We start from the raw sequence: 26,390 nt of genomic DNA on the forward strand, positions 1-26,390 counted from the left end.
AAATTAATGAAAAATATAATATAGGGACAAAAAAAATGATGGGACAAAAAGATATAGATTATATAAAAAAGTTTGCTCCTGACTTAGTAGATAAATTTATTTTTAGATATAAAATTTTAGAATATATTTCACTAAACGCCCCTGTCGGGAGAAGAAATATATCAGCCTATTTAGGAGTTGGAGAACGTATAGTTAGAAATGAGCTGGATTTTTTTACTGATGAAAAAATTGTTGAAGTAATAAAATCAGGAACATTTATAACTAATCTTGGATTATCTATGCTAGAAGAACTTAGAGAAATAATTAATATTTTCAATGAAAATCAAGCTATTGCAGATGATTTAAGAAAAAAATTAGAAATAAAGAAAGTTATAATTTGTGATTCCTATGAGGACGAATTTCTTGGAAAAGAACAAATTGCTAAAGTTGCATCTGAATATTTCTTAAATATCATTTCTGAAAATGACGTTATTGGAATATCAGGAGGAACTACAGTTAAATCTTTTGTCGATATAATGAATGTAAAAAAATTCTTTAAAAATATTTCTGTTATTCCAGCTAGAGGAAGTCTAGGTAATGGATTGGAATATCAGTCAAATGTTGTGGCTAATAATTTATCAAAAAAGCTTGGTGCGAATTTTTTTGGAACTTTTTTACCAGATTATTTAGATGATTTAACATTTGATAGATTAAAGGATTTAGAAGAAGTAAAAACATTAATTGAGTATTTAAATAAAATAAATATATTAGTTTTTGGGATAGGAAGAGCTGATGCTATGGCAAAACGACGTTCTTTAACTGAAGATGAAATAAATATATTAAATGAAAAAAATGCGGTAAGCGAGGCGTTTGGAAATTACTTTGATATTGATGGAAATATAGTATATAGTTCAAATACTATAGGATTAGATATGGAACAATATTTAAAAATCAAAGAAGTAATTGCAATAGCAGGTTATGGAGAAAAGTATAAGGCGATAGTTTCTATTTGTAATATCAGAAAAGATATGACTTTAGTTACAGATAAAGAAACAGCTAAAAAGATTTTAAATATATTATAAGCGAAAGCTTTTTATAAAATTTTAAGGAGGAATCGAAATGAAAGTTGCGATTAACGGATTTGGAAGAATAGGAAGATTGGCATTTAGACTAATGCATGATTTAGAAGGAGTTGAAGTTGTAGCTATAAATGATTTAACAGATGTAAATATGTTAGCTCATTTGTTAAAATATGATTCAACTCAAGGAAGATTTGAAAAGGAAGTAATTGTAAAAGAAGGATGCTTTTCTATAGATGGAAAAGAAATTAAAGTTTTCTCAGATGCAGATCCTAAGAATTTACCTTGGAAAGAATTGAATATAGATGTAGTATTGGAATGTACAGGTTTCTTTGTTGCAAAGGAAAAAGCACAATTCCATATTGATGCCGGTGCTAAAAGAGTTATTATATCTGCTCCAGGAAAAGGCGATATGAAAACTGTAGTTTATGGTGTAAATCATGATATATTGGATGGAACAGAACAAATTTTATCAGGAGCATCATGTACAACTAACTGTTTAGCTCCAATGGCTAAGGTGTTACAAGATAAATTTGGTATTGTTCAAGGTATTATGACTACTATTCATGCTTATACAGGAGATCAAAATACTTTAGATGCTCCACATAGAAAAGGTGATATGAGAAGAGCAAGATCAGCAGCAATAAATATAGTTCCTAATACAACAGGGGCAGCTAAAGCTATTGGACTTGTTATTCCTGAATTAAAAGGAAAATTAGATGGTTCTGCTCAAAGAGTACCTGTTGCTACAGGCTCATTGACTGAATTGGTAACAGTTTTAGAAAAACCTGTTACAGTTGAAGAAATTAATAATGCGATGAAAGAAGCATCAAGTGAGTCATTTGGATATACTGAAGATCCTATAGTTTCTACAGATGTAATCGGAATAAAATACGGTTCTTTATTTGATGCTACTCAAACTAGAATAGTTGAAGTTGACGGTAAACAATTAGTTAAAACAGTTGCATGGTATGATAATGAAATGTCTTATACTGCTAACCTAATTCGTACTTTCCAATATTTAGTTAATCTTTCAAAATAGTTTATAAATAAGAATTTCCAAAATTTAATTATTTTTGCATCCAATGATGCTTTGGAATCTTATTATTTCATAATAATATGAGGTGGAGATTTTCACCTCATATTGTATAGTAAGGAGTAATTATGAATAAAAAAGTTATTACTGATTTAGATGTAAACTCAAAAAGAGTTATTGTAAGAGTTGATTTTAACGTTCCAATGTCAAAAACAGAAGAAGGTAAAATTACTGATAATGCTAGGATAGTAGCAGCATTGCCAACTATTAAATATTTAATTGAAAACAATGCAAAAGTAATATTATTATCTCATTTGGGGAGACCAAAGGGAGAAGCTAAGAAAGAATTTTCATTAGCACCTGTAGCTAAAGAATTATCTAAACTTTTAAATAAAGATGTTAAATTTTTACAAAGTAATTTAGTAGTAGATGATAATGTAAAAACGGAAGTTTTAAAATTAAAAGATGGAGAAGTTGCTCTATTAGAAAATACAAGATTTAGAAACGAAGAAACAAAAAATATCGATGATTTTTCTAAAGAATTGGCTGAACTTGGTGATTTATATATTAATGATGCTTTTGGAACAAGCCATAGAGCACATTGTTCAAATGTTGGACTTTGCAAATTTTTACCATCAGCTGTGGGATTTTTAGTAGAAAAGGAAATTTCTATAATGGGAAAAGCTCTTTCTAATCCAGAAAGACCTTTTATAGCAATTTTAGGAGGAGCAAAAGTATCTGATAAAATTACTGTAATTGAAAATTTAATTGAAAAAGTTGACAGTATAATAATCGGAGGAGGAATGGCATTTACATTCTTAAAATCTTTAGGTTATTCAGTAGGTAAAAGTTTATTGGAAGAAGATAAAGTTGATTTGGCAAAAGAGTTGATTGAAAAAGCAAAAAGTAAAAGTGTTAAGATATTATTACCAATAGATGTGGTTGTTAGTAAGGAATTTTCTAATGATTCTGAATTTAAAACGGTTAGTATGGATTCAATTGGAGATGATTATATGGGTCTTGATATTGGTGAAAAAACAGTTAAACTATTTTCAGATGAAATTTATAATGCAAAAACTGTTGTTTGGAATGGTCCTATGGGAGTTTTTGAAATGTCAAATTTTGCAAAGGGTACATTTGAAATTGCAAAGGCTATTGCAGAAACTGATGCAATTAGTATTATTGGTGGAGGAGATAGTGCATCCGCTGCAGAAAAATCCGGTTATAAAGATAAAATTACTCATATTTCAACCGGAGGGGGTGCATCTTTAGAATTTCTAGAAGGAAAGATTTTACCTGGAATTGATTCTATAGATAATAAATAGTTGGAGGTAATATGAGAAAACCTGTTATTATTGGAAATTGGAAGATGAATAAAGATTTGGAAGAAGCCAAAATTTTAGTAAAAGAAATTATATCAGAAAAGTTAGATAATAATGTTGAGAAAGTAGTATGTGTTCCTTTTGTTTATGTTACTGAAGTTAGAAAATTATTAGAAGGTACAGACGTAGGCTTAGGAGTTCAAAATATGTACTTTGAAACTAAAGGCGCATTTACAGGTGAAATTTCTCCTGTAATGTTGAAAAGTTGTGGAGTGTCATATGTAATATTAGGACATTCCGAAAGAAGAACTATTTTTAACGAAACTGATGAAATTATAAACAAAAAAGTAAAATCTGCATTACAAAATAAATTAATTCCAATATTGTGTTGCGGAGAAACTCTTGAAGAAAGAAATTCAGGAGTAGAAAAGGATGTTGTTGAAAAACAAATAAGAAATACTCTAGAGGGTATCAGTGAAACTGACATTGAAAAAGTAATAATTGCTTATGAACCAATATGGGCAATAGGTACTGGTCTAACTGCATCTTCTGACGATGCCGAAAATATGATTAAATTTATAAGAGAAATTTTATTTGATATTTATGGAAAAGTATCTGATAATGTAAGAATTCAATATGGAGGCAGTGTTAAACCGAATAATATAAAAGATTTAATGCAAAAAGAAAATGTAGATGGAGCTTTGGTTGGTGGAGCATGTTTAGAAAGTACAAGTTTTTGTGCACTAATAAATTATAATTTATAAGGAGAAGATTATGAGCTTAATAGTTGAAATTTATGCAAGAGAAGTTTTAGATTCAAGAGGAAATCCTACTGTTGAAGTTGAGGTTACAACTGAAAATGGTACGGTTGGAAGTGCAATAGTTCCTTCAGGAGCATCAACAGGAGTTCATGAAGCTGTTGAACTTAGAGATGGTGATAAAACAAGATATTTAGGAAAAGGAACTTTAAATGCAGTTAATAATGTTAATGAAATTATAGCTGAAGAATTGATTGGATTTGATGTTTTTGATCAAGTTGGAATTGATAGAGCTTTGATTCAAATTGATGGAACAGATAATAAATCAAAATTAGGTGCAAATGCTATTTTAGGAGTTTCTATGGCAGTTGCAAGAGCGGCAGCTATTGAATCAGATACTCCTCTTTATGAATATATAGGTGGAGTTAATGCAAAAACTTTACCTGTTCCAATGATGAATATTTTAAATGGTGGAGAACATGCTGATAATAATGTTGATATTCAAGAATTCATGGTTATGCCTGCAGGAGCTTGCTCATTTAAAGAAGCTCTAAGAATGGGAACTGAAGTTTTTCATAATCTAAAATCTGTTTTGAAATCAAAGGGATATAATACAGCTGTTGGTGATGAAGGTGGATTTGCTCCTAATTTAAATTCTAATGAAGAAGCTTTAAAAACAATTATGGAAGCTATTGAAAAAGCAGGATATATTGCAGGAAAAGACATATTTTTAGCTTTAGATGTGGCATCAAGTGAAATGTATGAAAATGGAAAATATAATTTTAAAGGAGAAGGAAAAATTTATTCTTCAGAAGAATTAGTAAATTATTATTGTGATTTGGTTGAAAAATATCCTATTATTTCTATCGAAGATGGATTATCAGAAGATGATTGGAATGGATGGAAACTTTTAACTGAAAAAATTGGAAATAAAGTACAATTAGTTGGTGATGATTTATTTGTTACTAATTATTCAAGATTAAATATGGGAATTGAAAAAGGAATTGCTAATTCAATTTTAATAAAATTAAATCAAATAGGAACAATAACTGAAACATTAGATGCAATAGAACTTGCTAAGACTCATGGTTATACTTGTGTAATTTCACATAGATCTGGAGAAACAGAAGATACTACTATCGCAGATTTAGCTGTTGCTGTAAATGCAGGACAAATAAAAACTGGTTCAGCATCTAGAACCGATAGAATTTGTAAATATAATCAACTATTGAGAATTGAAGATAGATTAGGGGAAAATTCTAAATTTTTGGGATTGTCTGCATTCTATAATATTGATAGAAAATAATAAACTTTATTTAGCTCATTATTTATATAAATGCTAGGATTATTTCATAAAATTATTTTAAATAAATAATAAATTTAATTGGTTTTATGGTATACTATTATTGATATGTTTATATAAAATATATGAGCTAATATTTTGATTATTTTTAACAATTATGGAGGAAATATGTCTATTTTCATTTCTGTTTTAGGAGGTTTAGGTTTGTTCTTGTATGGAATGAATCTAATGGGATCAGGACTACAAAAGTCTTGTGGTGAAAGATTAAAAGGAATAATTGCTGCAATAACTAAAAATAGAATTTATGCTGTTTTGGTTGGTATTTTTGTTACAATGATTATTCAATCAAGTTCAGCAACTACAATAATGACAATTGGTTTTGTAAATGCAGGGTTTATGACTTTAGCTCAATCTGTTGGAATAATAATAGGTGCAAATGTAGGGACAACTATTACTGCGCAAATTATTGCATTTGATATTGCAAAATATGCACCGTTGGTTATAGCCATAGGAGTTTTTCTATGGATGAGAGCTAAAAACGATAGAAAAAAAGATATATCTGAAATTTTAATTGGATTTGGTATTTTATTTTTAGGTATGTCCATTATGAGTAATGGTTTAGCACCACTTGCTCAAGAAGAATGGTTTAAAGAGATACTTATGAAATTGAATAATCCTTTTGTAGGAGTGTTAGCCGGTCTGATGTTAACTACAATATTACAATCTTCATCAGCTTCAATAGGTTTATTGGAAGCGTTAGGAATGCAGGGAGCAATAAATATAAATCAGGCATTTGGTATTCTATTTGGAGATAACATAGGAACAACTACAACCGCTATGATTTCAAGTATAGGAGCTAGCAAAAATGCTAAAAGGGCTGCGTTTATACATTTTCTATTTAACTTAATTGGAACTTTAATATTTATGACTGTATTAAGAATACCTGTTCAATATTTAGTGGAATATATCTCGCCAGGAAATGTTCAAAGACAGATTGCTAATGCTCATACATTTTTTAATATAATTAATGTTTTAATTCAATTGCCTTTTTCAAATTTTTTAGTTAAAATTTCTCAATTAGTTATTAAGGGTGATGATATAGTTGAAGAACGCTATTCTGAACATTTGGACAAGAGATTTTTTGAAACACCAAGTATTGCAATTATTCAAGCACAAAAAGAAGTTATAAGAATGGGTGAAATTGTAATAGAATCTCTTGAAAAAACTATAGATGCATTTAAAACTAAGAGTAGTAAGAATATAGAGTTTGTTCTCAATAGGGAAAAGATGATAAATGGACTTGAAAAAGAAATTATTGATTATTTAGTTCCATTAGCAGATAAAAATTTATCTGATGAAGAAAAGCATAAAGTCTTTGTGATGATGTATTCAATAAATGATTATGAAAGAATTGGAGATCACTGTGAGAATATTATTGAGTTGATTCAGGAAATAAAAGATGAAAATTCAGTATTCAGTAAGACCGCTTTTGATGAATATGATAAAATATCATCAGATGTAATGAAAATAGTTGTTGATACAACAAATGCATATAAAGATAATGATCTTGAATTGGCAAAAAATTGTATAAATATAGAGGAAGAAGTGGATATCTTGGAAGAAAGTTATAGAAGAAATCATATGGATAGAATTAATAGAGGTATATGTGATACAAATTCAGGTGTAAAATTTTTGGATATATTATCTAACTTAGAAAGAATTGCAGACCACGGTGTAAATATTGCAAATTACACATTAGGAAAGGAATTATAAAAGATTGTTAAATTTATATACAAATACTTAAAGTTATAAAAAAGTTTTATTATGATTTTACCAAAAAATGCTTTACAATTGGGTAAACATAATATATAATAATAAACGGATATGGTTTCATTACAGTTTATTATTTTTATACTGTAATTGGAGGTAAATTATGTACGATTGTATAATAATCGGTGCAGGCCCTGCAGGAATTAGTGCTGGAATATATGCAGCAAGGGCTAGTATGAAGACTATAATAATAGAGAGAGGTACACCGGGTGGTTTAATTGCTAAAACTGATGAGATAGCTAATTATCCCGGAGCAGAAGACGTACCAACAGGACCAGAGTTAATTGAAAGAATGGTTAAACAAGCAAAATCTTTTGGAGCTGAATTTATTACTGATACTGTTATAGATGTTGATTTTTCGGGAACTAATAAAGTGGTTTATGGTGAAAATAAAACTTATGAAGGAAAATCAGTAATTATTGCTACTGGATCTAATCCAAGATTATTAAATGTTCCTGGAGAAAAGGAGTTTACAGGTAAAGGTATAGCTTATTGTGCAACTTGTGATGCACCATTTTTTCAAGATTTAGATATTTATGTTGTTGGTGCTGGAGAAGCAGCTGTTGAGGAAGCAATGTATCTTACAAAATTCGGAAGAACTGTTACTTTGTTGGCTAGAAAAGATAAATTATCTGTTGCTAAATCAATTGAAGAAAAAGCATTAAAATGTGAAAAATTAAATATCATGTGGAATGTTGAAGTTGAAAGTTTTGAGGGGACTGGTTTGTTGGGAGCTATGAACATAGTGAATAATAAAACTGGTGAAAAGACTAAAATTGTTCCTAGAGAAGGTGACATGATATTCGGTGTATTTATTTTTGTAGGTTACATTCCAGAAAGTACAATTTTCAGCGGAAAGATTGATACTGATAGAAATTATATTATATCAGATGAAACAATGAAAACTAGTGTTGAAGGTGTATTCGTCGCTGGCGATGTTAGAGTTAAAGAACTAAGACAAGTTGTTACAGCGGTTAATGATGGAGCGATAGCAGCAATTAATGCTAGAAAATATGTCGAGAGTTTAGAATAATTGAATTTAATTCCGAAAGGATTAAATATATAAATTTTAAGGAGGTGAGTATATGCGTCTAGAATTAGGAAAAATCTTAATTAACGATGTTAAATTTTGTTCAGAAACAAAAGTTGACAAAGGTGTTTTATACATTAATAAAGAAGAGTTAATAGCTCATTTAATGGATGATGAACACTTAAAATCAGTAGACGTAGATCTTGCAAAACCAGGTGAAAGTGTAAGAATTACTCCAATTAAGGATGTTGTAGAACCAAGAGTAAAGGTTAACGGAGCAGGTGGAGTATTCCCTGGAATGATTTCAAAAGTTGATGTAGTTGGTTCAGGAAGAACTCATGTTCTTAAGGGAGCAGCAGTAATGACAGTTGGTAAAATAGTTGGTTTCCAAGAAGGTATTGTTGATATGCAAGGACCGGGGGCTGAATATACACCATTCTCAAAAACTAATAATATAGTATTGATTGTGGAACCAGCTGAAGGAGTTGCAACTCATGCTTATGAAAAGGCTGTTAGAATGGCTGGATTAAAGGCTGCTACTTATTTAGGATTAGCTGGAAAAGAAGTTGAACCGGATGAAGTAGAAGTATTTGAAACTAAACCATTATTTGAACAAGCTGAAGAATTAAAACATTTACCAAAAGTAGCTTATGTACAAATGTTACAATCACAAGGATTATTACATGATACATATGTTTACGGTGTAGATGCAAAACAAATAGTTCCAACAATATTATATCCAACAGAATTAATGGATGGAGCTATCTTAAGTGGTAATTGTGTATCTGCTTGTGATAAGAATACAACATATCATCACTTAAATAACCCTGTTGTTAGAGCAATGTATGAACAACATGGAAAAGAAATTAACTTTGTTGGTGTTATTATCACTAACGAAAATGTATATTTAGCAGATAAAGAAAGATCATCAAACTGGACTGCTAAATTATGTGAATTTTTAAATCTTGATGGAGCTATCGTATCTCAAGAAGGATTCGGTAACCCAGATACAGACTTAATAATGAACTGTAAGAAAATTGAAGGTAAGGGCGTTAAAACTGTTATTATCACTGACGAATATGCAGGAAGAGACGGTGCTAGCCAATCATTAGCTGATGCTGACGTAGCTGCAAATGCAGTAGTAACAGGTGGTAATGCTAACGAAACTATCGTATTACCTAAGATGGATAAAGTTATCGGAACTTTAGACTATGTTGACATTATTGCTGGTGGATTTGATGGATCATTAAGAGAAGATGGTTCAATCATGGTTGAATTACAAGCAATAACTGGAGCAACTAATGAATTAGGATTTAATAGATTATCAGCTACTGGCTATTAAAATTTATTAAATACACGGAATATTATATAAAATTAAACGAAAATAAAATATATAGAAAGGATGTGTTAGCGATATGGCACTTTTTACAGAAAATACAAAAGTAATCATAATCGGTGATAGAGATGGTATACCAGGACCAGCTATGGAAGAATGTGTCGCTACAACTCCTGCAGAAATAGTATTTTCAGCAACTGAATGTTTTGTCTGAACTGCAGCAGGAGCAATGGACTTAGAAAATCAAAGAAGGGTAAAAGAATTAGCAGAAAAATACGGTGCAGAAAATTGTTTAGTTCTTTTAGGAGCATCTGAAGCAGAATCAGCAGCATTAGCAGCTGAAACTGTAACTACAGGAGACCCTACTTTTGCAGGTCCATTAGCAGGAGTTCAGTTAGGACTTAAAGTATATCACGCAGTTGAACCTGAATTTAAAGCAGAAGTTGATGAATCAGTTTATGATGACCAAATTGGTATGATGGAAATGGTTCTTGACTGTGATGCTATCATTGAAGCTGTAAGTGAAATTAGAAATTCATTATAATTTGTAATTAAGAAAAAAATCATATATAAATATATGATAGAGAGGTGATTAGTGTGGAAAAATTAAGAGTAGTTCACTATATAAACCAATTCTTTGCTGGTATAGGTGGAGAAGAAAAGGCAGATTATAAACCAGAAGTCAGAGAAGAAAAAATTGGACCTGGTTTAGCATTAAATGCCGGTTTTAAGGGTGAAGCTGAAATAGTTGCTACAGTTATCTGCGGAGACAGCTATTTTGGTGAAAATATGGACCAAGCTAAAGCAGAAGTTTTAGAAATGGTTAAAAAGTATAATCCAGATTTATTCATAGCAGGTCCTGCATTTAATGCTGGTCGTTATGGAGTTGCTGCTGGTACAATTACTGAAGCTGTTCAAAATGAATTGGGTATTCCGGCTTTAACTGGTATGTATATTGAAAACCCAGGTGCAGATATGTTCAAAAAGAGCATATATATAGTTTCAACTAAAAATAGTGCTGCAGGTATGAAAGATGCTGTAAGCAAAATGGTTCCACTTGCAATGAAACTTGTTAAAGGAGAAGAAATTGGTTCTCCAGCTGAAGAAGGTTACATTGAAAGAGGAGTTAGAAAGAACATATTTAGAGAAGATTTTGGTGGTAAGAGAGCTGTAAATATGATGATTAAAAAGTTAAAAGGTGAGGAATTCGAAACAGAATTTCCAATGCCACACTTTGACAGAGTAGATCCAAATCCAGCTGTTAAAGATATTACAAAAGCTAAGATTGCTTTGGTAACATCAGGTGGTATTGTTCCACATGGAAATCCGGATCATATTGAGTCTTCATCAGCTTCAAAATATGGTAAATATGATATTGAAGGTGTAATGGATCTTAAAGAAGGCGAATGGGAAACAGCACATGGTGGTTATGACCCTGTTTATGCTAACCAAGATGCAGATAGAGTTTTACCTGTTGATGTTTTAAGAGAACTTGAAAAGAAGGGTGAAATTGGAAGTCTTCATAGATATTTCTATACTACAGTAGGAAATGGTACAGCTGTAGCTTCTGCAAAAGCATTTGCAGAAAAATACAGCAAAGAATTGGTTGCTGATGGAGTAGATGCAGTTATATTAACATCTACTTGAGGTACTTGTACACGTTGCGGTGCAACGATGGTAAAAGAAATTGAGAGAGCTGGAATTCCAGTAGTACATGTATGTACTGTAACTCCAATTTCATTAACAGTAGGAGCTAACAGAATTGTTCCTGCTATAGCAATTCCTCATCCATTAGGTAATCCTAAATTGAGCCATGAAGAAGAATATGCATTAAGAATGGGTATTGTTAAAAAAGCATTAAAAGCTTTATCAACTGAAGTTGATGGACAAACAATATTTGAATAATTTTTAAGTAAAAAAAGGTGTCAGGTATTGACACCTTTTTAATTTAGTGGTATTCTATTATGTAAGGGTAGTTGGCTTATATGCAATACATACTGTGCTATCTGTTTTTTATATTAAAGGAGGTAATTAAGATGAATTTTCCTGTATTAAAAGGAACTTCTTACGTATTAGTTCATGCGCCAGACATGATAATTCAAAATGGAACAACTCAAACTACTGAAAAGGCTTTAAATCCTAATTCAGAATATCTAAAAGAAATACCAAAACATATTAGAAAATATGAAGAAGTATTAAATTATTTACCAAATCAAGTTTATATTGGAAATAAAAGACCTGAAGATTTAAAGGCTGTACCACAACCTTGGTCAGATAAAGAAAAATATTTGACTGATTCTCCAAGAGTTGGTAAATATGGTGAAATAATGCCTGAAAATGAATTCATTGGCCTTATGAAGATTTGTGATGCTTTTGATTTGGTCTATCTTAACAAAGAATTTACTGAATCTGTAAAAGCTGATTTGGAAAAACACCCATTAGTAAGTGAAGCATTAGTAGCTAGATTAAAAGAAGGTGTTGAACAATCTGTACTTGAAGGACATATGGATAACCATGCTGAAGGTTTATATTTTGAAGATAAATTAGTAGGTGTAGTTACTAGAGCACATGATGTTGATGTTAACTTGTCAGCACATGTTATGTTAGAAAATTTAGTTACTAAAGCATCTGGATTATTAGCTGCTTTACATTTAGTAGATAAAAATGATTTAGATCCTAATGATGTTGAATATATTATTGAATGTTCAGAAGAAGCATGCGGAGATATGAACCAAAGAGGTGGTGGTAACTTTGCAAAATCTATAGCTGAATTAGCTGGATTTAATAGTGCTTCAGGTTCTGATTTAAGAGGATTCTGTGCTGCTCCAACTCATACTTTAATTGCTGCATCTTCCCATGTTCATGCTGGAACATTTAAGAATGTTGTTATTGTTGCTGGAGGATGTACAGCTAAGTTGGGTATGAATGGTAAAGACCATCTTAAAAAAGGATTACCAATACTAGAAGATTGTATCGGAGGATTTGCTGCATTAATTTCTGAAAACGATGGAGTTAACCCTGTATTAAGAACAGATATAGTTGGAAGACATACAGTAGGAACTGGTTCATCACCACAAGCTGTAATGTCTGCTTTAGTTACTGCACCATTAGAAAAAGCTAATTTAACAGTTAAAGATGTTGATAAATATTCAGCAGAAATGCAAAATCCTGATATTACTAAACCTGCAGGAGCAGGAGATGTTCCAAACGCAAACTTCAAGATGATTGGTGCATTAGGAGTAATGAAAAAACAATTAGAAAAAGCTGAAATTGCAAGTTTTATTGAAAATCATGGTATGGAAGGATGGGCTCCAACACAAGGACATATTCCTTCAGGAGTTCCTTATTTAGGATTCTGTCGTGAAGACTTAACTACAGGAGAACTAAATAGAGCTATGATTATTGGTAAAGGTTCTTTATTCTTAGGAAGAATGACTAACTTATTTGACGGTGTATCAATTGTTTTAGAAAGAAATTCAGGTAAATTAGAAGACAACTCTGGAGTTTCTAAGGAAGAAGTTAAGAAATTAGTTGCTGAAGCAATGAGAAATTTTGCATCTTCTTTAATTGAAGAATAGAGGTGATTTCATGTCTGATATTAAAAAAGTAATTGGTAATGTCTTTGAAGAAATAGCTACTGGTTTAGAAACTGGAGCATTTGGAAAAAGACCAAGAATTGCTGTTACAACTTTAGGCAGTGAACATGGATTAGATAATGTTGTTAAAGGAGCTGAATTAGCTCAATCAAGAGATAAAAGTGTTGAATATTGTATAATTGGACCTGAAGTTAATACTTCATTAAAACAATATGTTGTTGCAAATGAAGAAGAAGGTTACAAAAAAATGGAATCACTTTTAGATAGTGGAGAAATTGATGGCTGCGTTACAATGCATTATAGTTTTCCAATTGGAGTTTCTACTGTAGGTAGAGTTGTTACTCCGGCTGCTGCGAAAGAAATGATTATTGCAACTACTACTGGTACTTCTTCTGCACATAGAGTAGAAGGTATGGTTAAAAATGGTATTTATGGAATTATAGTTGCTAAAGCATTAGGAATTCAAAATCCAACAGTTGGAATTTTGAATGTTGATAATGCAGTTTCAGTTGAAAGAGCATTTAAAGAATTAAAAGAAAATGGATATGATATGAACTTTGCTGAATCTAATAGAGCTGACGGTGGAGTTTTAATGAGAGGAAATGACTTATTACAAGGAGTTCCTGATGTTATGGTTAATGATACTTTAACAGGAAATCTATTGATGAAAGTATTCTCATCATACACTACTGGTGGTGGATTTGAAGCTATGGGTTATGGATATGGACCTGGAATTGGTGAAGGATACGAAAGATTAGTTCTTATAGTATCAAGAGCTTCAGGTTTCCCAGTAATTGCTAACGCAATGACTTATGCCGGACAATTAGTTAAAGGTAATATCAAAGAAGTTTCAAAGAAAGAGTTTGAAAAAGCAAACAAAGCTGGTTTAAAGGCTATTTTAGAAAAAATAACTTCTGCTGGTGCTAAAAAAGCTGAACCAGAAGAAGAAGTTAAATGTCCTGCTGAAGAACAAGCTACTGCTACAATTGGTGGTATTGACATTCTTAAACTTGAAGATGCTAAGGTTGCTTTATGGAAAAATAATATATTTGCAAAAACTGGAATGGGTTGTACTGGACCAGTTGTAATGGTTAATGATGCAAATCTTGAAAAAGCCAAAGAAATCTTAACAAAAGAAGGTTATATTGCTTAATAAAAAATAAAAAGAGAGTTTTTACTCTCTTTTTTGTTTGAAAATATTTAAAAGTGGTATAATAAATATGTCTTAGTAAAAAAGACAAATATAGGAGGTATTAAAATGAGTTTAATTGGAAAAAAAATTGAAGAATTTCAAGTTCCTGCATATTATGATGGGGATATAATAACAGTATCAAACAAAGATTTAGAAGGCAAATGGAGTCTTTTCTTCTTTTATCCAGGAGATTTTACATTTGTATGTCCAACTGAATTAGAAGATTTAGCATTAAGCTATGATAAATTTAAAGCAATAGGTTGTGAAATTTATTCAGTATCTACTGACTCTGAATTTGTTCATAAAGCTTGGTGGGATGCTTCTGAAACTATTAGAAAAATTCAATATCCAATGATTTCAGATAGAGCTTTAGCTCTTTCAGAACAATTTGGCGTATTAATTGAAGGCGAAGGACAAGCTTTAAGAGGAACTTTCGTTGTAAATCCTCAAGGAGAAATAGTTCTTTATGAAGTAAATGCTAATGGTATTGGAAGAAATGCAAAAGAATTATTAAGAAAAGTTCAAGCTGCACAATTTGTTGCTAAACATGGTGATAAAGTGTGTCCTGCAAGATGGGAACCAGGTGATGAAACTTTAACTCCAGGATTAGACTTAGTAGGTAAATTATAATTATAAATTACTTTAGATCGGAATTTAATTTCGATCTTTTTTATTGCGAAGCAACAAGGTTCCCGGGTACTCACCTGATGCGAAGCATCATGGAAGGGTGGGGTTCTTATTATATAATACTAATTTTTTAGAAATAGTTTGATTATAATTATACGAAAACATTCAAATTAATGACACTATTTTATTGAAATTTAATTATTTTCGTGTTATAATATATCTAATATTTTTATGAATATAAAAAATTAAATATAGGCATATAAAAGAGGAGTAACTTAAAAGGAATTTTAAGAGAGAATTTGTTTGGTGTAAAAATTCAGTTTGTTTTTTGTGAAGGTAGCTTTTTAGCTTTGAAAAACGGGTAATTTCGTTATAAATTTAGAGAGTCATTTTATGAAAATTAGGTGGTACCGCGATAACTTCGTCCTATTTATTGGATGAAGTTTTTTTATTACTATGAAATATTGTTATAAAAATAAAATGATTATATCTATATTATTATTTTATAGGAGGTATTATGAAAAATTTAGAAAAAATTATAATCCAAAAGATTTTGAAAAAAAATCTATGATAGTTGGTTAAATGATAAAGACTTTGTTGCTAAAGTAAATCCAAATAAAATACCATATACAATTGTTATGCCACCTCCAAATGTAACAGGTAATTTACATTTAGGTCATGCTCTTAATAATACGATTCAAGATATCTTAATTCGTTGGAAAAGAATGTGTGGTTTTGAAGCACTTTGGGTGCCTGGCACTGATCATGCATCTATTTCTACAGAGGCGAAAGTTGTTGAAAAAATAAAAAAAGATGGAAATTCTAAAGAAATACTTGGTAGAGATGGATTTTTAAAAGAAGCATGGGATTGGACTGCTAAATATGGTGGAAATATTAAAAATCAATTAAAAACTTTAGGAGTTTCTTGTGATTGGACAAGAGATGCTTTTACTTTAGATGAAAATTTATCTAAAGCAGTTGAGGAAGTTTTTATAAAAATGTATAATGATGGATTAATTTACAGAGGAGATAGAATAGTTAATTGGTGTTGTAATTGTGGTACAGCTATTTCTGATGCTGAGGTTGAACATAATGATGAAGATGGAAATTTCTATCATATTAAATACTTTTTTAAAGATAGTGAAGAATATCTAACGATTGCAACTACAAGACCTGAAACAATGTTAGGTGACCTTGCAGTTGCTGTTCATCCTGATGACGAGAGATATAAAGACAAGGTAGGAAAAACTTTAATTTTACCTATTTTAAATATTGAAATTCCTTTGATATCAGATGAATATGTAGATATGGAATTTGGTACAGGTTGTGTTAAGATTACACCTTCTCATGATCCAAATGACTTTGAAGTTGGAAGTAGACATAATTTAGGTCAAAAGTTAATTATGGATTATGATGGTAAGATTGCTGATGGCTTTGGTAAGTTTTCTGGTTTAGATAGAAATATTGCAAGAAAAGAAATCATAAAAGAACTTCAAGAAAATGGATATTTAATTAAAATAGAACCACATAATCATGCTGTTGGACATTGCGAAAGATGTAAGACAATCATAGAGCCAATTATTTCAAAACAATGGTTTGTAAAAATGGAAGATTTAGCAAAACCTGCTAAACAAGCCTATTTAGATGGAAAGTTAAATATTATTCCAGAACGATTTGGAAAAGTTTATATAAATTGGTTAGATAATATAAAAGATTGGTGTATTTCACGTCAATTATGGTGGGGACATAGACTTCCTGTGTATTACTGTAGAGAAACAGGAGAAGTTGTTGTAAGTAGAACAGAACCAAAAGTAGAAGGCAAAACTTTTGTTAGAGATGAAGATACATTAGATACTTGGTTTTCTTCAGCTTTATGGCCTTTTTCAACATTAGGATGGCCTAGTGAAACAGAAGACTTAAAATATTTTTTCCCAACTAATACTTTGGTTACTGGTTATGATATTTTATTTTTCTGGGTTATTAGAATGATATTTTCAAGTTTATATAATCTTAAAGAAGTTCCTTTTGAGAATGTTTACTTTACAGGATTAATTAGAGACGAACTTGGAAGAAAGATGAGTAAGTCTTTAGGCAATGGAATTGATCCGATTGAAATAATAGATAAATATGGTGCAGATGCTTTAAGATTTACATTAGTTGGCGGTAATACTCCAGGAAATGATATGAGATTCTATGAAAAGAGAGTGGAATCTAATAGAAACTTTGCAAATAAATTGTGGAATGCATCTAGATTTGTTCTTATGAATTTAAATGATGATGAGTCTTATGAAATTGATTTTAGTAAGATAGAAATAGAAGATAAATGGATTTTGACAAGATTGAATAGAACAATCAAAGAATTAACAGAGAATCTTACAAAATTTGAATTTGGATTAGCTTCTGCAAAAATTTATGATTTTATCTGGAATGAGTTCTGTGACTGGTATATTGAGTTTTCTAAAACTAGATTATATGGAGATAATATTGACAAAAAAACAGTTGCGAAATCTGTTTTAGTTTATGTTTTAAATAATATTTTAAAACTATTACATCCATTTATGCCATTTATAACAGAAGAAATTTATTCTTTTATGCCTAATGTAAATGAAAAATTGATTAATGCAAGTTTTCCTGTATATAATGAAAATAGTATGTTTATAGAAGAAGAAACAGAAGTTGAAAACTTAATAGAAACAATTACTGCAATTAGAAATAAGAGAAGCGAAAAAAATATTCCACCTTCAAAGAAATCCGACTTGTATTTTGTTTCAAGTAGCGAAGTAACAAAAAAATATACTTCATCATTAGAACATTTATATAGATTTTTGGCTTCTTGTTCTAAAGTTATAGTAATGGATAAAGATGAAGAAATTACAAATTCTATGGTTGTGATTTGTAATAATCAAAAAATTTATATTCCATTAGATGGGCTTGTAGATTATGAAAAAGAATTAGAAAAACTAAATTTAGATTTACAAAAATATGAATCAGAAATAAAAAGAGCATCTTCTAAGCTTTCAAATGAAAAATTTGTTAATAATGCTCCTGAAAAGGTTGTAAATGAAGAAAGAGAAAAACTGAAAAAATATCAAAATATTTATGATGAAATATTGTCAAGTATTGAAAAAATAAAGAATAATTAGGTGATTTTATGAATATAGATTTTAATGTTATATTTATGACTTTTTTAATTGTAATACTTGTTAGTATTCAATATACTTTAAATAAAATATTGATAATTTTAAAGGAAATTAAGGATACTGAAAAGAAAAAATAGAATTTGAAAAAAATAAAAATAATAAAAAAATTGCTAAGGGGGACTATTTTGATGAACAAAAGAGAGGTTACTAGATTTACAAGAGAAGAAATTGCAAATAGGGTGAAAGAACTTGGAAAACAAATTTCTAAAGATTATGCTGAAAAAGAGTTAGTTGCAATAGGTCTTTTGAGGGGTAGTTTCGTTTTTCTTGCGGATTTAGTCAGAGAGATAGACAATCCGATAGTAGTTGATTTTATAACAACTTCATCTTACGAACATTCTGAAATTTCAACAGGTACAGTTAATATTATTTCTGATCTTAGAGAAGATATTGAGGGAAAAGATGTTCTTATTGTGGATGATATTATGGATTCAGGAAATACTTTAAAAAATATTAAAGAATATCTATTAAAGAAAAATCCAAAAAGTGTTAAAACTTGTGTAATGCTTGATAAACCTTGTAGAAGAGAAGTAGATATAGTTCCGGATTATTTTGGATTTGAAATTGAAGATTGGTTTATAGTTGGATACGGTCTTAACTATGGAAATAAGTATAGGAATATTCCTTACATTTTTTCTTATGAGGATTAAATATGTACGATAAATTTTCTTATATTTATGATGAGCTTATGAAAAGGCAAGTAGATTATAATCTACTTGCCTCTAATGTTATACAAATATGTAATGATAATAATATTGATGTAAAAAATATTTTAGAATGCGGAATGGGTAGCGGGAATTTAACTGAACAATTTTTAGAAAGAAAAATTGATGTTGATGGATTTGATATTTCAGATAATATGTTATCCATCGCTTATAACAAATTGATAGATTATAATAATGTTAATATTCTGAAGGGGGATATAAGAACCTTTGTATCTAATAAAAAATATAATTTAATATGTTGTTTTTTGATGTTTTAAATTATATAAAAAATCTGGATGAAATTGAGTTATTCTTACAAAATGCAAAAAAACAGATGAATGAGAATTCTATTTTAATGTTTGATGTGAATTCAGAATATAAACTTAGAGAATATTTAGGAAACAATACATTTGTAGTTGAAGAAGATGATATTTATTATGTTTGGAGAAATTCTCTTTATAAAAAATATATAAATTTTGAAATTGATTTTTTATAAAAAAGAAAAAATATCTATGAAAAAATTAAAGAAAGACAAAGACAGTACATCCATTCAGAAAATGATATATTAAAATTAATTGAGAAAAATAATTTTAAAATTTCAGATATTTTAGATTTTGAAACCTTTAAAAATAAGAGAAAAAACACTTATAGAATACTATATATCTTAAAAATTTGAGTTTGACAAATATAATAGATGAGTATATAATAAAGAAGGATGTGAAAAGCATTCCATATATTTTTAAGGAGGTATTTATATGTTATATTTTGCTCAAGAAGTGACAAAACAACAATATTGGTCACTTATTAAGACAGATAATACATTGGTGTTATTAGCTATTTTATGTGCAATAGCCGCTTTCAGTATTTATCTTGAACAAACTTACAGCTGGGCTGGTAAAATTACAGGTTGTATTTTGGCATTAGCTTTTACAATGGTTTTATCAAATGCTAAAATTATTCCGGCAGAAGATACAAAAGCATACGATATAGTATGGGGTTGGGTAGTTCCGCTTGCAATTCCTATGTTGCTATTTAAAGCGGACTTGAAGAAAGTTTGGAAAGAATCCGGAAGACTTATATGGATTTATTTACTTAGTGGTCTTGGAACAATTTTAGGAGCATTTGCTGCATTTTTCCTATTAAAAAACTTTATTCCGGAACTTTATAAATTAAGTGCAATGATGGTTGGTACTTATACCGGTGGTAGTATGAACTTAACTGCTATGGCAGATGCATTTCCTTTAGATGATAAAGGATTACTTGGTTCTGCAGTTGTAGCTGATAACTTGTTTATGGGAATTTACTTTGTGAGTTTAACAATTATTCCTACAATGAAATTTTTTAGAAAACACTATTCTCATCCTTATGAAGATGAAATGGAAAAATTAGGCTCAGCCGGAGAAAACAAGGCAGCTCAATTTTGGTCAAAAAAGGATGTTTCTTTGTTGGATGTTGCAAAAGTAGTATCTTTTTCATTTGCAATAGTTGCAATTTCTACAGAATTAGGTGCATATATTTCAGGATTTAAGCCTGATACTAATAGTATGGGTACAGGATTGAAATTTATAGTTGATTTATTCTTTGGTTTAATAGGTAGTAAATATCTGTTAATGACTACAATTACTGTTCTTTTAGCTACTTATACTAAAGTTCTAGCTAAGGTATCCGGTGCCGAAGAAATTGGAACATTTTTAATTCATATTTTCTTTGGAGCTATCGGAGCACCTGCTTCAATTGAAATTATTTTAAAGAAAGCACCTTGGTTATTAGTATTCTGTATTCTTATTGTAGTTATAAATATGCTTGTTTCATTTATTTTCGGTAAGATTTTCAAATTTTCAATTGAGGAAGTTTGTATTGCATCAAATGCTAATATTGGTGGCCCAACAACAGCTGCTGCACTTGCTATAGCGAGAGGCTGGAATCAATTAGTTGTTCCTGCAATGTTAGTTGGTATTTTAGGATATGTTATCGGTAACTATTACGGTGTATTTATTGGTAACATATTGAAGTTGTTCTAGTTATGATTTGTAATATAGGATTAGATAAAAATGGAGAGATGATTTTATCCAGTAATGGACAGGAGATAATAACACATAGTTTAAAATGTAAAGAAATAAATTCCGGATATATGTCACCGGGTGCTATGTTTATGGGAGCCCTTGCAGGCTGTAAGGTTTTAACTTTTATGAAATCTGCAAAGTATTATAAAATTAAATTTGAAGATTTAAATATTGAAGTTGAAGCTTATGTTGTAAGTACTGATAATATAGGAGATACTCCATTTAAAAATCAAGAATATTCAGAAATAAGAACAAAATATTCTTTGAAAACAGATGCAAGCATCGATCAACTTGATAGAGTAATTAATCTTGCAAATAAAATATGCACCGTAAATTTAGCTGTTGATAAGAATATAAAACAGTTTCATACAATTGAATTATTATAAATTTAAAAATCACAGATAAAATATTCTGTGATTTTTTTATAAGATGTTTTAATCTTTACAATAGTATTTATTAATGGTATAATACTCGTATATAGGACTGGAGGAAAATATGAAAAATAAATTTTTACTCATGATAACGTTACTTTGCTTTTTATTGAGCAATTCTTACATAACTAAAGCTGAAGGAAGTAATTTAACTGATAACTATAGAATTTATGAACCCTTTAATTTATCTGATACTAAAAATTTAGAATTAACTGGAGATTCAATAATAGATTTTTCAAATGCAAATTCAAATGAAAATAAATTAGATGGAATATATAAAGCAAATTATACTCTTAAAAGTACAAATAATGGAAATTCAACTTTAAAAATGGGATTAACATTTAATAGTAGCATCGAAAAGCTAAGTAATTTTTCAATTAAAATAGATGGAGCAGAGGTACCATATTCTTTTAAATTTTTAAATGATAAATTTAAGACGCCAACAGGAAGTGAATTTTATAAAGAAATAGTTAGTAATATAGATTCTCCAATTTATGAACCTGTTAATTTTAAAAAAGAAGATGTTGGAACTCTTAGAAAATTTAATTTAGAGTCAAGCAATGCAGAAAATTTAAAATATGAGATTACTATTAAATATTCAACTGATAAAACAAAGTTGTTTTTGTCAGGTGGTGAAGATGTCAAAGTTGAAGAAAATAAAAATAATAAAACTTTAATATTAACGCATGAGTTTAGCGGTAAAAGCAAAACTCCTATTTTATATACAATTGGAAATGATGTAAATATAACAACAAAGGTATTTTTAGGAGATAAACAAGTTAACTCAGGATATAAAGAAAATATTGAAAAATCAACAATTAATGTTGAAAATTTTTTAAAGACTATTTTTTTAGGAGAAGTTCCTGAAAATGTTCGACAAAGATTTTCAGAGGATAATTTATATGAAATATTTGTTGAAAATTTTGATAAAATTTTAGGTGGTAGTGGATATGACAGTTTAGGAGTTTTGAAATCAACTGCAGATAAACAAATTGTTGTAACTTTTGAAACTTCAATTGAACCTAAAGTTGAAAAAAAATTAAGTGTTGAATATCCAATTTCAGCGACTCTTACAACTGTAAATAATATTAATGTAATGAAATTAAATTTAGAAAGTTCTTCACTTTCTACTTTTGATAATTTTAAAAGTTTTAAATATAAATTTTTAGGTAATGATGATTACAAGTATATTATAAATTCAAATACAAAATATATTAATACTAAAAACGGTTCAGAAATAACATTAAAAAAGTCTAATTTAGAACTTATTACAAACTTAATTTATAAGGAAAAATATGTAAAAGGAATTAGTGAAAAAGATGCAAAATCTTATACTAATTATGCATTAATCATATTAGGAATTTCTGAAGTGGTTGGAGTTTTGTATTTAAAGAATATGTATTTTAAAGATAAAAAATTAATAGAAGAAAAAGATAAAATCGAAATTCATTTTCGATTTTTTTTCTTTTTATTGCATTTGCAACATAAAATAAGTAAAAAATATAGTAATATAAATATATTATAAGGAGGTAAATATGAATAAAATAAATTTTGATGATAAATTATATAATATTTTAAATGGAAATGAAAAACTTTTACAATTTTTTATTAATAATGGTTTTGATCAATTAAAAAATGAAAAAATGTTAAAAACAATGGGTAAAATGGTTTCTTTAAATATGGCTTTAAAAGTTAGAGGAATTAATAAAGCTGCTTTCGAAGAAAAGCTAGATTTGTTTTTGAATGACGAACATAGTTCTGTTGATAAATCACTTGAAGAAGAAAACTCATTAACAGGGGATGTTATTGTAAAAGGTGTTTTACCATGTCCTTTAAAAATTCCTATTCTAGATGCTCTTGATAAATTTGTTGAAGATGAAAAGACGAAAGATTTAACAATTGGATATGAACTAAAGTCAGCAAATTTAGGTTTAGATTGGATTGAAAATGATATTGATTCCGGAGATATTAATAAGGTTGCAGATATTATGATTTCAGCAGGTTTTGAGTTATTTTTTGATAAAGATAAATTTGGGAAATTTTTTGAAGAGGATAAATTTTATATAGAAAATAAGCAGATGAATAAAGACTTTGATAATGAAAAAATCTGTTTAAGAGATCCAAAAAATATCTACAATATTATTGCAGTAGTTCCTTGTGTATTTTTAGTGAATGAAAATAATCTTAATGGAAGAAAAATTCCTACTTCTTGGGAAGATTTACTTTTTAGCGGAGATTATATTGATAGTGTAGCGATACCGTTATCTGATTTAGATATGTTTAATGCTTTAGTTGTAAACATTTATGCAAAATGGGGAATTAAAGGAATCAAGGCATTGGCAAAAATATATAAGAAAAGTTTACATCCTGCAGAAATGGTTAAGAAAAAAGGAGATTCAAAAAATAATCCACTTGTTAGTATAACACCATATTTTTTTACACAAATGGTATCAAGAAGTTCTGCACTAAAAGTTGTTTGGCCAAAAGATGGTGCAATTGTCAGCCCTGTGTTTATAATGGCTAAAAAGGATAATGAAAAAGCTCAAAAAGTTGTTGAATTTTTTAGAAATGAAGATGTTGGAAAATTACTTTCTTCAAATGGAAAATTTCCTACTACAGTTTATGGTGTAGATAATATGATGAATAAAGACTATGGATTTTTATTCTGTGGTTGGGATTATATTCATAATAATGATATAGTAAAGGTTATGGAAGAATCTGAAAGGATTTTTAATGAAGAAATATTAAAATAGAGGTTTATATGAATTTAGTAGTATTTTCAGGTCCTCCTTCATCAGGGAAGACCAGTGTAATAGTAAAGACAATTGAAAACTTAAAAAATAGAGGTATTAAAGCAGGAGTAGTTAAGTTTGACTGTTTATATACTGATGACGATTTAATTTATAAAAAAAATAATATTTTAGTTAGAAAAGGTCTTTCGGGCGCCTTATGTCCGGATCACTTCTTTGTTTCAAATATTGAAGAGGTTGTTCAATGGGGAATTAGTAATGAATTGGACATTTTAATAACAGAATCAGCTGGACTTTGCAATAGATGTTCACCATATATTAAAAATATAAAAGCTGTTTGTGTTATTGATAATTTATCTGGTATAAATACACCTAAAAAAATTGGTCCAATGTTAAAAAGTGCGGATTATGTTGTTATAACAAAAGGAGATATTGTTTCCCAGGCTGAAAGAGAAGTTTTTTCTTCAAGAGTTGCTTCTGTTAATCCAAGTTCTATAGTTATGAATATAAATGGACTTACAGGACAAGGAACTTATGAATTAAGTACTTTATTGTATGATGAAAAGAATTCAATAAATACAGTTAATGGTATGGAATTAAAATTTGCGATGCCGACTGCATTGTGTTCTTACTGCTTGGGAGAGAAGAAAATAGGAGCAAAATATCAAATGGGAAATATCAAAAAAATGAAATTGGAGGATAAAAATGCGTAATCTAAAAATTGAAAAATTAATTGAAAAATATCCTTTTGTTGAAGTTTTTTTTGAAGAAAATAACTTTGATATTTCAAATAGTAAACATTTATCATTTGCAGAGTATTTACATTCATTTTCTGAAGAAGAAAAAGAAGAACTTGCGATAGACGAAGAACTGCTTTGTGATTCATTAGAAATATATATAAATCAAATGAAAAGTTTTTTAGGACTAGAAGATGATGAAGTAAATTCAATAACTCTACTTGCCGGTACAGATAAGTTCGGTAATAGAGAAAACTATGATGAATTTAAAATTAATAAATCAGAAATAGTTTCAATAGTTGGACCAACAGGAAGTGGAAAATCAAGACTATTAGGAGATATTGAATGGGTAGCAGATAGAGATACTCCCACTAATAGAAAAATTTTAATAAATGGGAAAGACGCTGATAAGAAATGGAGATTAAGTGCTAATAATAAATTAGTATCTCAACTTTCTCAAAATATGAATTTTGTTATGGATTTATCCGCTTATGAATTTATAGAACTTCACGCTAAAAGTAGAATGGTTGAAAATGAAGAAGAAGTTATTAATAAAATCATTGTAGAGGCGAATAAATTAGCAGGAGAAAAATTTGACTTAAATACTCCTATTACTTCATTAAGTGGTGGGCAGTCAAGGGCATTAATGATTGCAGATACAGCAATTTTAAGTTCATCTCCGATTGTTTTGATTGATGAGATTGAAAATGCAGGAATTGATAGGAAAAAAGCTTTAGATTTACTAGTAAGTGAAAATAAAATTGTTTTAATGGCAACACATGACCCGATATTAGCTTTGATTGCTGATAAGAGAATTGTAATAAATAATGGAGCTATAGTTGCGATACATAAAACAACTGAAAAAGAAAAGGAATTACTTTTAGAACTTGAAAAAATGGATAATGTTATTCAAGATTTAAGAAAAGAATTAAGATATGGCAACTCACTTTCCAATTTTAAAATAAATTCTAAATGATTGACTTTTTTAATTTGCTGTATTATAATACTTTTATAAAGTATACATTGTACAGTGAAATAGGAGGAAATTATTATGAAATCGAGAACAATTTCTGTTTTAAGCATATTTTTGTTTATAATATCATTTTTTCTTTTAGAAAATATAATGTTAAATCAAGAGTTTACATTTAATTATTATAGATATATATTAATTAATATTTTTAGAGTGAATAAGATATTGTCACCACCTGAATATGGTTTGACTCATATATTTTTTACAGCATATTACTTTATTCGATTTTAAATTTAATTTTCTGTTCAAACAAAATATATTTAATTATAAATCAAATATTTTTGAGTATATATTTTATTCTCAATATATATCCAATAACTATAGGACGTGCCGGTTTTGAAGATAATATTTCAATGATGTATTTTTTTACAAATATATTGATAATAA

General features: G+C 29.1%; 23 protein-coding genes, 1 pseudogene and 1 other annotated feature. All 24 genes and pseudogenes read left to right on the forward strand.

From position 1 onward, the window contains the following. Nucleotides 1-35 precede the first annotated feature (35 nt). Nucleotides 36-1,061 (forward strand): sugar-binding transcriptional regulator, encoded by a 1,026-nt coding sequence (locus tag HMPREF9127_RS04145; protein WP_009448435.1) that lies wholly within the window; start codon nt 36-38, stop codon nt 1,059-1,061. Between the two features lie 37 nt (nt 1,062-1,098). Continuing rightward, the gene (gap, locus tag HMPREF9127_RS04150; protein ID WP_009448301.1) at nt 1,099-2,100 is read left to right on the forward strand and encodes a type I glyceraldehyde-3-phosphate dehydrogenase; all 1,002 of its coding nucleotides are present in this window, start codon (nt 1,099-1,101) and stop codon (nt 2,098-2,100) included. A gap of 122 nt (nt 2,101-2,222) precedes the next feature. Further along, the gene (locus tag HMPREF9127_RS04155; RefSeq protein ID WP_009447894.1) at nt 2,223-3,419 is read left to right on the forward strand and encodes a phosphoglycerate kinase; all 1,197 of its coding nucleotides are present in this window, start codon (nt 2,223-2,225) and stop codon (nt 3,417-3,419) included. An 11-nt stretch (nt 3,420-3,430) separates the two neighbouring features. Then, on the forward strand, nt 3,431-4,180 hold the full coding sequence (tpiA, locus tag HMPREF9127_RS04160) for a triose-phosphate isomerase (protein ID WP_009447786.1): 750 nt from the start codon (nt 3,431-3,433) through the stop codon (nt 4,178-4,180). A gap of 10 nt (nt 4,181-4,190) precedes the next feature. Beyond that, complete coding sequence (eno, locus tag HMPREF9127_RS04165) at nt 4,191-5,480, forward strand: phosphopyruvate hydratase (RefSeq protein WP_009448015.1); 1,290 nt, start codon at nt 4,191-4,193, stop codon at nt 5,478-5,480. A 165-nt stretch (nt 5,481-5,645) separates the two neighbouring features. After that, nucleotides 5,646-7,250 (forward strand): Na/Pi cotransporter family protein, encoded by a 1,605-nt coding sequence (locus HMPREF9127_RS04170; protein WP_009447896.1) that lies wholly within the window; start codon nt 5,646-5,648, stop codon nt 7,248-7,250. Between the two features lie 160 nt (nt 7,251-7,410). Next, nucleotides 7,411-8,340 carry an NAD(P)/FAD-dependent oxidoreductase gene (locus tag HMPREF9127_RS04175; RefSeq protein WP_009448307.1) on the forward strand — a complete coding sequence of 310 codons (930 nt, stop codon included), beginning with the start codon at nt 7,411-7,413 and terminating at the stop codon, nt 8,338-8,340. Between the two features lie 52 nt (nt 8,341-8,392). Beyond that, a complete protein-coding gene (locus HMPREF9127_RS04180) occupies nt 8,393-9,679 on the forward strand; it encodes a glycine/sarcosine/betaine reductase component B subunit (RefSeq protein WP_009448457.1) in 1,287 nt (428 codons plus the stop codon). A 73-nt stretch (nt 9,680-9,752) separates the two neighbouring features. Continuing rightward, nucleotides 9,753-10,217, forward strand: a complete 465-nt coding sequence (gene grdA, locus HMPREF9127_RS04190; protein ID WP_081446160.1) for a glycine/sarcosine/betaine reductase complex selenoprotein A — start codon at nt 9,753-9,755, stop codon at nt 10,215-10,217. Nucleotides 10,218-10,270: 53 nt separating this feature from the next. Then, nucleotides 10,271-11,578: a glycine reductase complex selenoprotein B gene (gene grdB, locus HMPREF9127_RS04195; protein ID WP_081446159.1), complete on the forward strand. Its 1,308-nt coding sequence runs from the start codon at nt 10,271-10,273 to the stop codon at nt 11,576-11,578. 131 nt (nt 11,579-11,709) lie between these two features. After that, entirely contained in the window at nt 11,710-13,251 is a 1,542-nt protein-coding gene (gene grdC, locus HMPREF9127_RS04205; RefSeq protein WP_009448335.1) for a glycine/sarcosine/betaine reductase complex component C subunit beta, read from the forward strand. 10 nt (nt 13,252-13,261) lie between these two features. Continuing rightward, nucleotides 13,262-14,422, forward strand: coding sequence for a glycine/sarcosine/betaine reductase complex component C subunit alpha (gene grdD, locus HMPREF9127_RS04210; protein WP_009447995.1), 1,161 nt, complete (start codon nt 13,262-13,264; stop codon nt 14,420-14,422). A gap of 105 nt (nt 14,423-14,527) precedes the next feature. Next, the gene (gene ahpC / locus HMPREF9127_RS04215) at nt 14,528-15,091 is read left to right on the forward strand and encodes an alkyl hydroperoxide reductase subunit C (RefSeq protein ID WP_009447951.1); all 564 of its coding nucleotides are present in this window, start codon (nt 14,528-14,530) and stop codon (nt 15,089-15,091) included. Between the two features lie 246 nt (nt 15,092-15,337). Then, nucleotides 15,338-15,520, forward strand: a binding site (T-box leader). A 48-nt stretch (nt 15,521-15,568) separates the two neighbouring features. Next, a pseudogene (locus HMPREF9127_RS04220) lies at nt 15,569-18,231 on the forward strand (valine--tRNA ligase). Nucleotides 18,232-18,239: 8 nt separating this feature from the next. Further along, nucleotides 18,240-18,365, forward strand: coding sequence for a hypothetical protein (locus HMPREF9127_RS09060; protein WP_009448257.1), 126 nt, complete (start codon nt 18,240-18,242; stop codon nt 18,363-18,365). Nucleotides 18,366-18,416: 51 nt separating this feature from the next. Beyond that, complete coding sequence (hpt, locus tag HMPREF9127_RS04225) at nt 18,417-18,938, forward strand: hypoxanthine phosphoribosyltransferase (protein WP_009448192.1); 522 nt, start codon at nt 18,417-18,419, stop codon at nt 18,936-18,938. 2 nt (nt 18,939-18,940) lie between these two features. After that, on the forward strand, nt 18,941-19,270 hold the full coding sequence (locus HMPREF9127_RS09065; RefSeq protein ID WP_009447871.1) for a class I SAM-dependent DNA methyltransferase: 330 nt from the start codon (nt 18,941-18,943) through the stop codon (nt 19,268-19,270). Beyond that, entirely contained in the window at nt 19,249-19,488 is a 240-nt protein-coding gene (locus tag HMPREF9127_RS09070; RefSeq protein ID WP_009448338.1) for a hypothetical protein, read from the forward strand. Before HMPREF9127_RS09065 ends, HMPREF9127_RS09070 begins: the two co-directional genes overlap by 22 nt. 259 nt (nt 19,489-19,747) lie before the next feature. Beyond that, complete coding sequence (locus HMPREF9127_RS04235; protein WP_009448004.1) at nt 19,748-21,013, forward strand: DUF819 family protein; 1,266 nt, start codon at nt 19,748-19,750, stop codon at nt 21,011-21,013. Between the two features lie 2 nt (nt 21,014-21,015). Next, a complete protein-coding gene (locus HMPREF9127_RS04240; protein ID WP_009447771.1) occupies nt 21,016-21,441 on the forward strand; it encodes an OsmC family protein in 426 nt (141 codons plus the stop codon). Between the two features lie 109 nt (nt 21,442-21,550). Next, nucleotides 21,551-23,011 carry a hypothetical protein gene (locus HMPREF9127_RS04245; RefSeq protein WP_009448312.1) on the forward strand — a complete coding sequence of 487 codons (1,461 nt, stop codon included), beginning with the start codon at nt 21,551-21,553 and terminating at the stop codon, nt 23,009-23,011. Between the two features lie 10 nt (nt 23,012-23,021). Continuing rightward, nucleotides 23,022-24,239: an ABC transporter substrate-binding protein gene (locus tag HMPREF9127_RS04250; RefSeq protein ID WP_009448427.1), complete on the forward strand. Its 1,218-nt coding sequence runs from the start codon at nt 23,022-23,024 to the stop codon at nt 24,237-24,239. 8 nt (nt 24,240-24,247) lie between these two features. Beyond that, nucleotides 24,248-24,949 carry a GTP-binding protein gene (locus tag HMPREF9127_RS04255; protein WP_009448096.1) on the forward strand — a complete coding sequence of 234 codons (702 nt, stop codon included), beginning with the start codon at nt 24,248-24,250 and terminating at the stop codon, nt 24,947-24,949. Beyond that, the gene (locus HMPREF9127_RS04260; protein WP_009448158.1) at nt 24,942-25,949 is read left to right on the forward strand and encodes an ATP-binding cassette domain-containing protein; all 1,008 of its coding nucleotides are present in this window, start codon (nt 24,942-24,944) and stop codon (nt 25,947-25,949) included. The genes HMPREF9127_RS04255 and HMPREF9127_RS04260 overlap by 8 nt, the downstream gene beginning before the upstream one ends. The last annotated feature ends 441 nt before the right edge of the window (nt 25,950-26,390 follow it).

Source organism: Parvimonas sp. oral taxon 393 str. F0440, from assembly GCA_000223315.2.
Classification (GTDB): domain Bacteria; phylum Bacillota; class Clostridia; order Tissierellales; family Peptoniphilaceae; genus Parvimonas.